Annotated in this window: 14 protein-coding genes; 13 read left to right on the forward strand and 1 reads right to left on the reverse strand. The window is 63.9% G+C overall.

The window, feature by feature from the left end; all coding sequences use genetic code 11:
* Positions 1-28: 28 nt before the first annotated feature.
* The 13 genes from B059_RS0100135 to B059_RS0100185 all read left to right on the forward strand — a co-directional run bounded on the left by B059_RS0100135 (position 29) and on the right by B059_RS0100185 (position 13,344).
* Positions 29-334: a hypothetical protein gene (locus tag B059_RS0100135; protein WP_016851994.1), complete on the forward strand. Its 306-nt coding sequence runs from the start codon at positions 29-31 to the stop codon at positions 332-334.
* A gap of 98 nt (positions 335-432) precedes the next feature.
* Complete coding sequence (locus B059_RS0100140) at positions 433-2,715, forward strand: helicase-related protein (protein ID WP_018076222.1); 2,283 nt, start codon at positions 433-435, stop codon at positions 2,713-2,715.
* Between the two features lie 221 nt (positions 2,716-2,936).
* Positions 2,937-3,599: an AAA family ATPase gene (locus tag B059_RS21155; RefSeq protein WP_211206860.1), complete on the forward strand. Its 663-nt coding sequence runs from the start codon at positions 2,937-2,939 to the stop codon at positions 3,597-3,599.
* On the forward strand, positions 3,553-5,229 hold the full coding sequence (locus tag B059_RS18400) for an ATP-dependent nuclease (protein WP_018076224.1): 1,677 nt from the start codon (positions 3,553-3,555) through the stop codon (positions 5,227-5,229). Before B059_RS21155 ends, B059_RS18400 begins: the two co-directional genes overlap by 47 nt.
* Entirely contained in the window at positions 5,226-6,554 is a 1,329-nt protein-coding gene (locus B059_RS18405) for a UvrD-helicase domain-containing protein (RefSeq protein ID WP_211206861.1), read from the forward strand. The genes B059_RS18400 and B059_RS18405 overlap by 4 nt, the downstream gene beginning before the upstream one ends.
* Complete coding sequence (locus B059_RS21160; RefSeq protein WP_211206862.1) at positions 6,521-7,144, forward strand: hypothetical protein; 624 nt, start codon at positions 6,521-6,523, stop codon at positions 7,142-7,144. Before B059_RS18405 ends, B059_RS21160 begins: the two co-directional genes overlap by 34 nt.
* A gap of 248 nt (positions 7,145-7,392) precedes the next feature.
* Positions 7,393-7,926: a PFGI-1 class ICE element type IV pilus protein PilL2 gene (gene pilL2, locus B059_RS18410; protein WP_245538693.1), complete on the forward strand. Its 534-nt coding sequence runs from the start codon at positions 7,393-7,395 to the stop codon at positions 7,924-7,926.
* The gene (locus B059_RS0100160; RefSeq protein ID WP_003452511.1) at positions 7,923-8,570 is read left to right on the forward strand and encodes a hypothetical protein; all 648 of its coding nucleotides are present in this window, start codon (positions 7,923-7,925) and stop codon (positions 8,568-8,570) included. The genes pilL2 and B059_RS0100160 overlap by 4 nt, the downstream gene beginning before the upstream one ends.
* A gap of 11 nt (positions 8,571-8,581) precedes the next feature.
* The gene (locus B059_RS0100165; protein WP_018076226.1) at positions 8,582-9,298 is read left to right on the forward strand and encodes a TIGR03759 family integrating conjugative element protein; all 717 of its coding nucleotides are present in this window, start codon (positions 8,582-8,584) and stop codon (positions 9,296-9,298) included.
* Positions 9,283-9,903 carry a lysozyme family protein gene (locus tag B059_RS0100170; RefSeq protein ID WP_018076227.1) on the forward strand — a complete coding sequence of 207 codons (621 nt, stop codon included), beginning with the start codon at positions 9,283-9,285 and terminating at the stop codon, positions 9,901-9,903. Before B059_RS0100165 ends, B059_RS0100170 begins: the two co-directional genes overlap by 16 nt.
* Entirely contained in the window at positions 9,900-10,433 is a 534-nt protein-coding gene (locus B059_RS0100175) for an integrating conjugative element protein (protein WP_018076228.1), read from the forward strand. The genes B059_RS0100170 and B059_RS0100175 overlap by 4 nt, the downstream gene beginning before the upstream one ends.
* 8 nt (positions 10,434-10,441) lie before the next feature.
* Positions 10,442-12,598 (forward strand): type IV conjugative transfer system coupling protein TraD, encoded by a 2,157-nt coding sequence (traD, locus tag B059_RS0100180; protein ID WP_018076229.1) that lies wholly within the window; start codon positions 10,442-10,444, stop codon positions 12,596-12,598.
* Complete coding sequence (locus B059_RS0100185; protein WP_003294205.1) at positions 12,595-13,344, forward strand: TIGR03747 family integrating conjugative element membrane protein; 750 nt, start codon at positions 12,595-12,597, stop codon at positions 13,342-13,344. The genes traD and B059_RS0100185 overlap by 4 nt, the downstream gene beginning before the upstream one ends.
* Position 13,345: 1 nt before the next feature.
* Here the strand turns inward: B059_RS0100185 and B059_RS18415 are convergent, their stop codons facing one another.
* Positions 13,346-14,539 (reverse strand): hypothetical protein, encoded by a 1,194-nt coding sequence (locus B059_RS18415; protein WP_018076230.1) that lies wholly within the window; start codon positions 14,537-14,539, stop codon positions 13,346-13,348.
* Positions 14,540-14,689 lie beyond the last annotated feature (150 nt).

The following is a 14,689-nucleotide window of genomic DNA, read 5'->3' on the forward strand; positions in this document are numbered from 1 at the left end:
GCCCCATCTTCCAGAAGGAGATACCACCATGGCACTCGCAGTCCTCAACCTCGCGTCCCAAGCACGCTTTTCGCCCGGGCAGGTGGTCATGACCGCCGGCGTCGACGAGCTGGTCCGACAAGGCCGGCTCAACCCCACGCCGTACCTGCGCCGCCATCTTCATGGCGAATGGGGCGACCTGAGCGACAGCGATCGGCGGCAGAACGACGCCGCGCTGAAGTCCGGCGAGGATCGTCTGTTCTCGTCCTACCAGGTCACGCGCGACCTGAAGCTCTGGATCATCACCGAATGGGATCGCAGCGTCACGACGCTGCTGCTGCCCAGCGAATACTGATCCGCATCCAGCGGTCTCGCGCCGCTTCATTCTTCCCACCCCGGGGCATGTCACCGCCCCGTGGGGAGGTGCATGCCCCATTTCTTTGGAGCATCACCATGTCCATCGTTCTCGAAACCGTTCCCTCTACCGCTGATGACGCGCCTGTGCAGGGCGACCTGCTCGAAGCGGCCGCTTCACCCCTCACGCTCAGCCTGCAGGACTTCGTATCGGAGTTCGGCGACGAACTGCTCGATTCGCTCAACCGCGCCAATCCTCCGGTCTACACCGGCCAGGTGCGGGTGCATCGGCAACTGATCCTCGCCGCGCTCAAGCGCAAGCTGTTCCCGGCGCAAGCCGATGTGGTCCATGCCGTCACCGAGCTGTTGGTCGATCGTGGCGAACGCGCCGCGATCGTCAATGGCGAGATGGGCTGCGGCAAGACGACGGTGGGTATTGCCACCGCCGCCGTACTCAATGCCGAAGGCTACCGCCGTACCTTGGTTCTGTCTCCGCCGCACCTGGTCTACAAGTGGCGGCGCGAAATCCAGGAGACGGTGGCCGGCGCCAAGGTCTGGGTGCTCAATGGCCCGGACACGCTGGTCAAGCTGCTGAAACTGCGCGAGCAGTTGGGCGTGCCGGCGCAGGGCCAGGAGTTCTTCGTCCTGGGCCGCGTGCGGATGCGGATGGGGTTCCACTGGAAACCTGTCTTCGTTCGCCGGCGCACGCCTCACGGCGACGTGGGGGCCTGCCCAGATTGCGGGCATGTCATCACCGACCTCGACGGCGAGCCGATCAACCCGGTCGAACTCGAAGCCGAGGAGTCCCGCCGCAAGTGCAGCCACTGCCGTGCACCGCTGTGGTCGTTGATCCGTCCGAGAGGCCTGTCCGCCAGCGACCAGTCCTCGACCGTGCTCAAGGCACTGAAGCGTATTCCAACCATCGGGGAAGTCACCGCGCAGAAGCTGATGCAAAAGTTCGGTGACGCCTTCCTCGCGTCGATGCTCGGGGACAACATCCACGAGTTCATCAACCTGATGGATGGCAACGGCGAGCTGGTCTTCTCGGACCGGCAAGCCCACCGGATGGAACGCGCGATGGCCAACATGGAGTTCGGCTTCGGCGAGGGCGGCTACCAGCCGTCCGAGTTCATCAAGAGGCAGCTTCCCCAAGGCACGTTCGACCTGCTCATCGCCGACGAGGCGCATGAGTACAAGAACGGCGGTTCCGCACAGGGCCAGGCCATGGGGGTGTTGTCGGCCAAGGCGCGCAAGACGCTGCTGCTCACCGGCACGCTGATGGGCGGCTACGGCGACGACCTGTTCCACCTGCTGTTCCGAGCCCTGCCGGGGCGGATGATCGAAGACGGCTACCGGCCGACGAAGAGCGGCAGCATGACGTCGGCCGCGATGGCGTTCATGCGCGATCACGGTGTCTTGAAGGACATCTATTCCGAGAGCACTGGCACGGCGCACAAGACGGCCAAGGGCACCAAGGTATCGGTGCGCACGGTCAAGGCGCCGGGCTTCGGTCCGAAGGGCGTGCTGCGTTGCGTCCTGCCGTTCACGGTCTTCCTCAAGTTGAAGGACATCGGTGGCAACGTGCTGCCGCCCTACGACGAGGAGTTCCGCGAAGTCGCGATGGACACGGCGCAGGCCGCGGCCTACCGCGATCTGGCGGGTCGGCTGACCCAGGAGCTGAAGCAGGCCCTGGCGAAGCGCGACACGACGCTGCTCGGTGTGGTCCTCAACGTACTGCTGGCCTGGCCGGACTGCTGCTTCCGGTCGGAAACAGTGGTGCATCCGCGCACGCGCAACACCTTGGCGTTCGTGCCGGCTCAGTTCAACGAGCTGGAAGTGATGCCCAAGGAACGCGAGCTGATCGAGATCTGCAAGCAGGAGAAGGCAGAAGGTCGCAAGACCCTGGTCTATTCGGTCTACACCGGCACGCGCGACACCACGTCGCGTTTGAAGGTGCTGCTGGAGCAGGAAGGCTTCAAGGTGGCGGTACTGCGCGCGAGCGTGGATGCCTCCCGCCGCGAGGACTGGATCGCCGAGCAGTTGGACCGTGGCATCGACGTGCTCATAACCAATCCCGAGCTGGTGAAAACCGGCCTGGACCTGCTGGAGTTCCCGACCATCGTGTTCCTCCAGTCCGGCTACAACGTGTATTCGCTGCAGCAGGCCGCCCGGCGCTCATGGCGCATCGGCCAGAAGCAGCCGGTGCGCGTGGTCTACCTCGGCTACGCCAATTCCTCGCAGATGACCTGCCTGGGGTTGATGGCCAGGAAGATCATGGTGTCGCAATCCACCTCGGGCGACGTGCCCGAATCCGGACTGGATGTCCTGAACCAGGATGGCGACTCGGTGGAGGTGGCGCTGGCGCGGCAGCTGGTGCGCTGAGCTTTGCTTGATCTTTGGCGGCCCCTTCGGGGGCCGCGTTCTTCATCGCGATCGACGCTTGCTGAGTAGATGGTGTCTGGCGTGACTCTCTCCGACATGATTCGCCCGTGCTCCATGTGAGCCTCCGCACATTCCTTCGATATACTCACATCCAGTAGCTACGTGGCGTTGGAACATCAGGCGCAGTACAAATGCGTCAGCTCAGCTGGGAGGGCGCGCTAATGAAGATCAAGTTCGTCGAAATATCGAATTTTCGCAGACTGAAGTCGACGCACCTCGACTTCGACAAGGAAACAACAATATTCGTTGGCGCGAACAACAGCGGTAAGACATCCGCGATGGTTGCTCTTCGATATTTCCTTGTTTCTCCCAACCGACTAGCCCTGCGCGACATTACGATCGCCAATTGGCCGACGATCGACGCGATTGGAGATGCCTGGGAAAACGGCGCAGCTGGGGAGGTCAATCTCAATGATCTGCTACCCAGCCTCGACGTCTGGCTCGATGTCCCTCTCTCCGAAATCCAGCATGTCGTTCATATCCTTCCAACCTTGGACTGGAATGGTGGTCTGCTCGGCGTTAGGCTGAAATACCAAGTCGAGCTGATCGCGAAGCTCAAAGCCGACTACGTCGCACAGCGCAGCGCCGCTCTCGAAGCGGGCGCGAAAGCCCCGGGAGGTCAAGTAGGAAACATTCAAGTCTGGCCCACCTGTCTCACCGAATTCCTCGAACGACGCCTGCGAACCTACATCGCACTTGAGGCTTTCGCCCTTGATCCTGCCGCCCACACCCCCCCCAGTGAAAGGATTGGCGACGCCGCAAACATTACCGGAGAACATGCTTCCGCTGGAGAAGAATCCTTTCAAGCAGCTGATCAAAATTGACGAAATCGCGGCCCAGCGTGACTTCGCCGATGCTGGTGAGCGGGCTCCGACAGGCGAGGACTCCCAGGATATGTCGACACGCCGGTATAAGCGCCGTCTTTCGGACCAACTACGCTCTTACTATGATCGTCACCTCGATCCTGCGAAAACGCCATCCGCAGAGGACTATGAGGCTCTCGACGCAATCCAGACTGCTGAGCAGAATTTCGATAAGCGCCTCGAGGTTGGTTTCGCCGCTGCCTTCGAGGAACTTGAGGATCTTGGCTATCCCGGAATCAGCAATCCAAAACTGAAAATCACCACACAACTGCGGGCGACTGACGGGCTGAAGCATGGCTCCGCGGTGCAGTATCAGGTGACGGACCTTGCTGGAGAAGGATTAAAGCCCCTCCAACTTCCGGAAGACTATTCCGGTCTCGGTTATCAGAACCTCATCGCCATGGTTTTCATGCTGATGGGCTATCGTGACGAGTGGATGCGGGTGGGAAAGGCTTCGGCGGACACCGACCCTGGGGCACAAACGCAGATCCAACCGCTGCACTTGGTTCTGGTGGAGGAGCCGGAGGCACATCTTCACGCGCAGGTCCAGCAGGTCTTCATTAAGAAGGCCTATAAGCTTCTGCGCAAGCACGATGAACTTGGCGACAGCACAACGTTCTCGACGCAATTGGTCGTCAGCACTCATTCGAGCCATGTGGCGCATGAGGCTGACTTCGCAAATCTGCGTTACTTCCGCAGACTTCCGGCGACTTCATCTGGTGAGACGCCGACTACGACCGTCGCCAACCTGTCATATATCTTCGGTGAAGGGGACGAAACTCAGCGATTCGCCAAGCGCTATCTGAAAGCAACGCACTGTGATCTGTTTTTCGCCGACGGCATCATATTCGTCGAAGGCCAGGCTGAACGCATTCTGGTTCCCCATTTCATCCGGCATCACTTCGACTCGCTATCCCGCCGCTATATCAGCCTGCTTGATCTGGGCGGCAGTCACGCCCACAGTTTCAAGAGGCTTGTCGACGGACTTGGGCTGACGACGCTGATCATCGCCGATCTCGATGCGACCGTCGCCACAAAGGTGCAGACTCAGGCCGGAACCGAAGCGATCCGCTGGAAGGCGACGAAGCCCCAGCGTGGAGCAGACCAAAAGACCGGCAATCCCGTCCTCAAGGACTGGCACCCATCGAAGGAATTCATCGACGAGCTTGTGGCACTCAAGTCCGAAGAGCATGAGTCATCGAGCTGCGAGGGGTATGACCTTTACGTCGCATACCAGAAGCCACTCTTGATACCGTCAGGTGACGGTAGCGGAGTTGAGATCATTCCGCGGACCTTCGAGGACGCCCTCATTCTGGAGAATCTCGAGGTTCTGGCGAACATTACCGGATCAAGGACAAGCGACAAGATAAAGGCAATTGTCACGGACGGCCTGTCTGGTGATGAACTGGCGGATGAGCTATTCCAACTGCTGAAAACAGCGGAGAAGGCCGCGTTCGCGCTTGACTGCCTGATGCTGGAGGACGCGAGGGCGGTCATCCCGCCTCGCTACATCCATGACGGCCTGACTTGGTTCGAGCGCGCCGTTGGGAAGGACATCGCGGAAAACGAACCGACGGCGGTAAGCGTATGACTGTAGAAGTGATAGCACTCGGTTCATCTGATACTGACGACGCTGTCGACGCCGAGATCGGCGCGTGCCTGGACGCCAAGGCGCCGAAGAGCTTCTTCCTCTACGCCGGCGCCGGCTCAGGAAAGACACGTTCTCTCAAGAGCGCTCTGCAAAGCTTTCGAGAGAGATACGGGGCTGGCTTCCGGCGTGCCGGCAAGAAGGTCGCGGTCATCACCTACACAAATGCCGCTGCCGACGAGATCGCGTCGCGTGTCGGTCAAGATCCGCTCTTTCCCATTTCGACGATTCACAGCTTTTGTTGGTCTCAGATCGGCTCCTATCACGCTGACATTCAAGCCTGGCTGCTCGCAAACCTACCGCGGGATCTTGCCGAGTTGCAGGAGAAGCAGGTCAAGGGGCGCGCCGGCACGAAGGCCGCACTGGATCGCGAGCGTGGAATCACAGCCATTCTCAAGCGCATCGGATGGCTTCACACACCCCGTCGTTTCACCTATAACCCAAATGGAGACAACTTCGGCTCCGACTCGCTCTCACATTCCGAAGTCTTGAAAATCACCGCGGACTTCATCGTCTCCAAGCCATCGATGCAGGCTGTTCTTGTCAGTAAGTTCCCTTTCCTTCTCATCGACGAGAGTCAGGACACGAGCAAAGTCCTGATGGACGCCTTCCTCGCACTGGCAGCGGCGAATACGGGCCGATTTGCATTAGGACTATTCGGCGACACCATGCAGAGAGTTTACGCGGACGGCAAGCCGGATCTTGGGCGAGATGTTCCTGAGGATTGGGCCAAGCCGGTCAAGAGAATGAATCATCGGTCGCCGCAGCGGGTGATCCAGTTGGGCAATTCCCTGCGATCTGCAGTCGACGGTCAGCGCCAATTGGCTCGGGACGATAGCGCGGCCGGCATCGTCAGACTGTTCATCACATCGGCCACCACGCTGGACAAACCCGCGGTCGAGCAGCAAATCCGCGAGCGGATGGCGGAAATCTGCGATGACGAAGGCTGGGAGGAAGGGGAAACAGCCGTCAAGACCCTGACGCTCGGACATCATATGGCCGCCTCACGCTGCGGATTCCTATCAATGTTCCAGGCTCTCGATCAGGACTCGCGGCTTTCGACAGGCCTGAGAAAGGGTGACCTGGCCGGGCTCCGGTTTTTCACGGAACGTGTCGCTCCTTTGCTCGCGACCTCGGCCGCCAATGACAAATTTGGTGTCATGGCACACCTTCGCAGAACCTCTCCGCTCCTCCGGCGAGCGACGCTCGCAATTAGCGATGATCCCGACACCCCTTGCGAGCGGCGCGGCAGGCTGTCGAGGCGCTGACAGCGCTCGACGTCGATCATCCAGCCACAAAGTTTCTCGATGTTCTCGAATGCGTGGCAGTCCACGGGTTGTTTGAAATCCCGGCCAGCTTGCGCCCGTTCGTGACCACCGAAGCGGAAACTGGTCAAGGCCCGCAAGATTCTCTCCTAGATGAGGAAGCCGATGAGGGTGACGTCGAGACTTCTCCGTCGAGTCTGCAAGCGTGGCGCACCTTTCTCGAAACGCCCTACAACCAGATCGTGCCCTTCATCGAGTACATCAGCGACCACGGGCCGTATGGAACCCACCAAGGCGTCAAAGGGCTGGAGTTCGAACGCGTCCTCGTCGTGCTTGACGACAGCGAAGCCAAGGGGTTCCTGTTCTCATATGAGAAGTTGTTCGGCGCCAAACCGCTGTCCGACGGCGATCACCAGAGGATGGCTGAAGGCGGTGAGACCGGCATTGATCGCACACGCCGTCTTCTGTACGTCACCTGCACGAGGGCGCAGAAAAGTTTGGCACTCGTCGCCTACACCGAGAGTCCAGATGAACTCGCGACGGCCATTGTCCGACAAGGCTGGTTCGAGGTCGACGAACTTGAAAGAGTTTGAGCAAATCCAGCGGCATTTGGCCGCCTGTTGACTGCATCATTCCTTTAGTCGGCGGCCACCATGCTGATGCGCTGCCTCAAGTCAGTAGCCAATGTCCGACGATCTCTGCATCGACACGCTCAAGGACCTCAGCAATCCTTCAGATGCCACTGCCCCCTAATGCGGTGCAGCGCTGGTTCCCATTTTCTGCAGATGTAGCCAGCCTACCTTGCGAAGGTATCGCATCACGGTTTCCTGGGAATCGATGCGTGCCACCTTTCTTGCTCTCCAGCGGCGCCCGGCGCCGCGTCTTCGCGACCATCCTGCTGATCGGAAGCGGCTTGGCCGGTTGCGCCAGCTCGTCTCCGATCCCGTCGCCTTATCCCCCGACCCCGACTGTCTCGGCATCGCTGACCGACAAACGAATCCCCGTCGTACGCTACGGCCGCTACACATTGGTCGAACTGGCGCCGGAGCCTGCCCAGCGCGATCTGCTGCAGCAGACCGTGGAAGTCTCCATCCCGCCCACGCTCGATGCGAACGTGGGCGACGCCATGCGGCATGTCCTGCTGCGCTCGGGCTACCGGCTCTGCGATGCCATCGACGCCGACGCCCTCTACGCGCTACCGCTGCCAGCCGCGCATCTACGCCTTGGCCCGCTGCTGTTGCGCGATGCACTGCTGACCCTGGCCGGCCCGGCCTGGACGCTGTCGGTCGATGACTTGAGCCGCGAGGTCTGCTTCACCCGCGTGGCCGATCCGGTGGCAGCGGCCGTCGATGCTGTCGTGGAGGCAACGCGATGAGCTTCCCCCAAGCACCGTCCGAGTCCGCCGCCCGCACACGCTGGCTCAAGATCGCCGCGACCGTCTGGCTGCTGCTCACGAGCACCCTGGCCGCTGTCAACAGCGTCGGCCTGTCGCGTCTCAGCGAACAGGCCGAGGCCAGTGCGCAGGACGCCCAGGTCCAGGCGCTGGGCCTGCGGCTGGCCGAACTCGAACAGCAGGCCAAGGTGGACAGGCGCCGGCCTGCGCCGCTCGGGCAGGTCGAATTCGCCACCGCGCAACGGGCGCTGGACGAGCGCATCGCGCGTGTCGAGGCGGCACAGTCTGCGGACAGCCTCGCCATCGACCTGCAGACCTTGCAGGCTCGTGTGCACGGGATCGAAACCCGTTTGGAAAAAGCCCGCAAAGCTACCGCCGTCGCCCCCCGTCGAGCACCCGAGGTGACAAAGCCGGCGCTGCCGGTTCCACCGTTCCAGGTGGTCGGCGTGGAACTGCGCGGCGGCGAGCGCTTCCTGTCGGTCGCACCCATGGCCGCCACCTCGCTCGGCAGTGTCCGGCTACTGCGCGAGGGTGATGCGGAGAGCGGCTGGCACCTGCAATCCATCGAGGCTCGCGCCGCCGTGTTCCGCGTGGACGGCCAGGTGCAGCGCCTTGCCGTGCCGTAGGAGGGCGGGCCATGACCCTGCGGCCGATGCTTGCTGCCGTGCTTCTGTCCGTCTCCCTGGGGGCCTCCGCGCAATCTCCGGTGACGAATGCGCGCGTGGTGCCCAGCCAGGTACAGCCCAACACCGATGCGGCACTCGACGAGCGCCTGGCGCGCGATTGGGGATTGCAGCCCGAGGAATGGGCGCGTTACCGCCAATTGATGCAGGGGCCGCTGGGTGTGTACTCGCCCAACCTCGACCCGCTCACGGCCCTCGGGATCGAAGCGCGCACGGACGAGGAACGCCGCCGCTACGCCGAGTTGCAGGTGCAGGCCGAGGCCCGGCGCGTCGGCAAGACGCTGGCCTACCAGCGTGCCTACGACGCGGCGTGGCAGCGCCTGTTTCCCGGCCAGCCGCGCGTGAGCCTGCCCGGCGCCAATGCGCAGGGTGCCGGCAACACCGGCTCCGGGCGCCTGGCGGTCTTCGTCAAGGCCGACTGCGCACTGTGCGCGCAGCGCGTGCAGCAGTTGCAGGCGGCCGGCACGGCCTTCGATCTCTACATGGTCGGCAGCCGTCAGGACGACGCGCGCATCCGGCAATGGGCCACCCAGGCGGGCATCGACCCGGCCAGGGTGCGCGCCCGCACCATCACACTCAACCACGATGCGGGGCGCTGGCTGTCGCTGGGCCTGCCCGGCAATCTGCCGGCCGTGGTGCGCGAGGTGAACGGCCAGTGGCAGCGGCAATAGGGACTCCGGGCCGGAAGCGTCGGCCATCCCGCGTCGCCATCCGCTGCGCCAGCGCCGCGCTGCTGCTCGCCGCCGGCGGCTGGACGTTGGCCGCCCTGGCGCGGGAAGTGCCGCCGCCGGCCTATCAACTGGCGGCGCATCGTGCAGACGTGCCGGCGGCGGTGCTGTACGCGGTGGCCTTGCAGGAGAGCGGCGCCATGCTGCGCGGGCGCCTGATCCCCTGGCCGTGGACGCTCAACGTCGCCGGCTCGCCGCAGCGCTATGCCACCCGCGCCGCGGCCTGCGCGGGGCTGCACCGTGCGCTCGCCCACACGCCGGCCAATCGCATCGACGCCGGCCTCGGCCAGGTCAATCTCGGCTACCACACGCATCGCTACACGCAGCCCTGCGAGCTGCTGGACCCGTACCGCAACCTCGCCATTGCTGCGGAAATCCTGCGCGAACAGCACACGCCGGGCGAGGACTGGCTGCTTGCCATCGGCCGCTACCACCGGCCCGCCGGCGGGGCACCCGCGGCGCGCTACCGGCGCAGCGTGCATCGGCACCTGACCCGCGTGCTCGACCCCGACGTTCCCGTTCCAACCCTCCAGGCTACCACGCCATGAACCACATCGTCCTCATCGCCGCCATCGGGCTGCTGTCCACGACCACCGTCTTCGCCCAGACCGCCTCCGCGCCCCTGATCGTCGTCGAAGACCGCGGCGGCACCTCCGCGCTGCCGTACTACCGGTCCCTGAATCCCCAGCCGGATCAGGCCACGCCGCCGGCCCCGATGCCGGCCCCGCGCGTGCGCAATGCGGCCGACGCCGAAGCCGCCATGCTGCCGGTGCGCTCGACGCAACTGTCACCGGGCGAGGTGCAGCGCCGCGTCATCCGGGCGCCGGGCCTGACGGCGCTGTTCCTGATCGGCGACGACGAGCGTTCGCGCGCCTGGCTGCGGCAGCGGCAGGCCGCGCTGCGCGAGCTGCAGGCCGTGGGCCTGGTGGTCAACGTGGAGTCGATGGCCGCGCTGACGGCGCTGCGCAGGCTGGCGCCCGGCCTGACCCTCTCGCCGGCCTCCGGCGACGACCTGGCCCAGCGCCTGGGCCTGCGCCACTACCCGGTGCTCATCACGTCCACCGGCGTCGAGCAGTAGGTGCGCCAATGGCCCAACCGCATGCGGTCGAGGTGCTGCTGCGGCCAGCGGTGGAGCTTCATACCGTGGCGGTCTGCACCGGCGCCGCGATTCTGTGCCTGGTGGCACCGTGGTCGCTCGCGCTGAACCCGCTGCTCGGCCTGGGCGCGGCGCTGGCCTTCCTGACCTTCGGCGCGATTCGCCTGCGCGATGCCTGGGCGATCCTGCGCTATCGCCGCAACATCCGCCGCCTGCCGCGCTACGTGATGACCAGCCGCGACGTGCCGGTGAGCCAACAGCGGCTGTTCGTCGGCCGAGGCTTTCGCTGGGAGCAGCGGCACACGCACCGGCTGATGCAGACCTACCGGCCGGGGTTCCGCCGCTATGTCGAGCCGACGGCGATCTACCGGGCCGCCCGGCGGCTGGAGGAGCGGCTTGAGTTCGCGCCGTTTCCCGTCTCGACACTGGCGCGCGCGTTGGCCTGGGACAGCCCGCTCAACCCGGCGCGGCCACTGCCGCCAGTCGGTGGACTGCCGCGCCTGCATGGCATTGAGCCGGCCGAGGTCGACGTCACCCTGCCGCTGGGCGAGCGCGTCGGCCACACCCTGGTGCTGGGCACCACGCGCGTGGGCAAGACGCGGCTGGCCGAGCTGTTCATCACCCAGGACATCCGCCGCAAGGTTGGTGGTCAGCACGAGGTGGTGATCGTCTTCGACCCCAAGGGCGATGCGGACCTGTTGAAGCGCATGTACGTCGAGGCCAAGCGCGCCGGGCGCGAAGGCGAGTTCTACGTGTTCCATCTGGGCTGGCCGGACATCTCGGCGCGCTACAACGCCGTCGGCCGGTTCGGGCGGATCTCCGAGGTGGCCACGCGCATCGCCGGACAGCTCTCGGGCGAAGGCAACAGCGCCGCGTTCCGCGAATTCGCCTGGCGCTTCGTCAACATCATCGCGCGCGCCCTGGTCGAGCTGGGGCAGCGGCCGGACTACCTGCTGATCCAGCGCCACGTCATCAACATCGACGCGCTGTTCATCGAGTACGCCCAGCACTACTTCGCCAGGAACGAGCCGAAGGCCTGGGAGGTCATCGTCCAGCTCGAAGGCAAGCTGAACGACAAGAACATCCCGCGCAACATGATCGGGCGCGAGAAGCGCGTGGTGGCCCTCGAACAGTACCTGTCCCAGGTGCGCGTCTATGACCCGGTGCTCGACGGCCTGCGCAGCGCCGTGCGCTACGACCGGACGTACTTCGACAAGATCGTCGCCTCGCTGCTGCCGCTGCTGGAGAAGCTCACCACCGGCAAGATCGCGCAACTGCTCGCACCGAACTATTCCGACCTGTCCGACCCGCGGCCGATCTTCGACTGGATGCAGGTCATCCGCAAACGCGCGGTGGTCTACGTGGGACTGGATGCGCTGTCCGACGCCGAAGTCGCGGCGGCGGTGGGCAACTCGATGTTCAGCGATCTGGTCTCGGTCGCCGGCCACATCTACAAGTTCGGCATCGACGACGGGCTGCCCGGCGCAGCGGCGGGCGCCAAGATTCCGATCAACGTCCACGCCGACGAATTCAATGAACTCATGGGCGACGAGTTCATTCCCATGGTCAACAAGGGCGGCGGCGCCGGCGTGCAGGTGACGGCCTACACGCAGACCTTGAGCGACATCGAGGCGCGCATCGGCAACCGTGCCAAGGCCGGCCAGGTGGTCGGCAACTTCAACAACCTGTTCATGCTGCGCGTGCGCGAGACCGCCACCGCCGAACTGCTGACGCGACAACTGCCCAAGGTCGAGGTGTACGCCACGGCACTGATGAGCGGCGCCACCGACAGCTCCGACCCGCACGGCAATACCGCGTTCACGTCCAACACCCAGGACCGCATCAGCAGCAACAGCGTGCCGCTGATCGAGCCGGCGCATGTGGTGGCGCTGCCCAAGGGGCAGTGCTTCGCGCTGACCGAGGGCGGCAACCTCTGGAAAGTCCGCATGCCGCTGCCGGCACCCGACCCCGACGAAGCCATGCCGAAGGATCTGCAGGAGCTGGCCGGCTACATGCGACAGCACTACGTCGAGGCTGGAGACTGGTGGGAGAACCAAGGCATCCCCGGCCTGCAGGACAAGGCGCTGCCCGACGACCTGCTGGACGACTTCAAGCAGATGGCCGCCGCTGAAGAGGCCGAACCATGAGCGATCCGGCCGTCGCGGCACAGCGCCAGCAGCAACGACAGCAGGGGCTGATCGCCGGCCTGGTCACGCTGCCGTTCCGCTTCTTCGGCGTGCTGTGCGGCGCGCTGCTGCTGTGCATCCTGATCGAATGCGTCGGCATGCACCTCTTCTGGCCCGATCAGGACTGGCGCCACGCGCAGGGCATGCTGCACTACGAGCTGGACCAGCTCTCCACGCATTTCACGCGCAGCGCGCTGGTGCAGGAGCCGGGGCGCACCGCGCACCGGCTGGTCGAGCAGGGCTACGACTGGCTGTTCGTGAAGAGCGGTCTGCTGGACTGGATACGCGACGCCTCGGCGCAGGCCAGCGCCGGCAGCCACCGCCCGACCAAGGATTTCCGCTACTACATCGGCTTGGTCTACGTGAACGTGGAGAGCTACCTGATCGCGGCGGCCTACACGACGTTGGTCTTCCTCGTGCGGCTGCTGGTGCTGTGCCTGACCCTGCCGCTGTTCCTGATAGCCGCCTTCGTCGGGCTGGTGGACGGCCTGGTGCGCCGGGACATCCGCCGCTTCGGCGCGGGCCGCGAGTCGGGGTTCATCTATCACCGCGCCAGGGCCAGCCTGATCCCGCTGGCCGTGCTGCCGTGGGTGACTTACCTGGCACTGCCGGTCAGCGTGAACCCGCTGCTGATCCTGCTGCCCAGCGCTGCATTGCTCGGCGTGGCGGTGTGCATCGCGGCGGCGACGTTTAAGAAGTACCTGTAGATCACTCTGGCTGCCAGGCGCAATCTGCCCAGTGCGCTTCGTAGCGTTTCATAAAGTCTTTCATCTCCCGGATGTTGACGGCAGGTTCGCGGCAGGCCCGGGCGCAGGTAGAAACGACATCCCGGTAGAACTCCGGAGCGACAGCCCTGATGCCGTCATAATTCATAAGCAAGTCCGGAAGACGCTCCGTGATATTTGCTCCGCGAGGTGCCATCACAATGCTCGGGGGCTCTCCATACGTATTGATCAACACGTATCGCCAGCTTGGGTCTGCGGCTCCCTGGCGAGGGACAATCTCACAGGGACGTGCGTCTCCGCCTTTGGACATGGCTTCGTAGACCTCCTTGATGGCCTGGGGTTTGTGGGCCACCAGCACATAAGGCCCGGCCCCTACATAACTACCCATGCGTTCGTCGTATTCGATGCCGAGCAAGTCTTCCAGGTCAAAGCGTGCATGTCGGCCCAGGGGAGCCTTTCCCGAGGTGAACCATTGAAGTTCCCGCAGGGTGATCCCTGCACACTTGGCAACGTCTGCAGGCGAATTGGGCCAGCACGCCACGAGGTTCTTGGCGATTTCGGCTGCGTTGTCATAGTCACTGTCGGCCCAGAAATCATCATCCTCAACGATGCCGTCCGGTGCCTTCTCACCTGTCACCAGCCAAGTCCTGCCATCGAACCCGTCGAGGTTGAAATAACGGGGCTGATCGGGCGGCAGAGAGGTCTCCCAGGACGACATCCATGGACCGGGTTCCCAGTCGAGCCCACCTGTCATTGTTGGCACCGGTACTTGCGCCGGTAAGGCCAGCCACTGCTGGATTCTGACCACGACCTCGCGGCTGTTCACGCCTCTGTGACCATCCCTGATACGAAAATCGTGGTCATTCTGAGCGTCCCGGCAAAGGGCCTGGATGGACCCGGTAAGAGATCGGTCTTTTCCGTCGTGCTTCCTCAGCAGACACCGGCTGGAGTCCTGGGCCGAGCGCAGAGACGCTGGAAGGGATTTCTCCTTGGCATCAGCGACCTCGACCTGGACTCCGATTCTTGCCATTTCCCCTACCAGTTCAGGGCTGGCCGTCGCGAGGTGGCGATTGATCCGCAGAATGTCCGGTCGGCCACGCAAGCCCTTGGCGTTACGCCACGCATCCAAAAGAACATCCCGGAAGGCCCTGGGCTGATCGGCTGGGGTAAAGGTCATCCACCGAATGGGCAACCCGGCAACGGTCAATCCATAGAGTATGAGGGGGCTGAGCCCCTACCGCTCTGCGTCCTTGACCTTGATCGGGTCCTGCACTGATACAACGCCGTGCTCCGGATGGTGAAAAAGGAACTTGGCAATCGCAACGTA

The sequence above is a fragment of the Thiobacillus denitrificans DSM 12475 genome (genome assembly GCF_000376425.1).
Taxonomy (GTDB): domain Bacteria; phylum Pseudomonadota; class Gammaproteobacteria; order Burkholderiales; family Thiobacillaceae; genus Thiobacillus; species Thiobacillus denitrificans.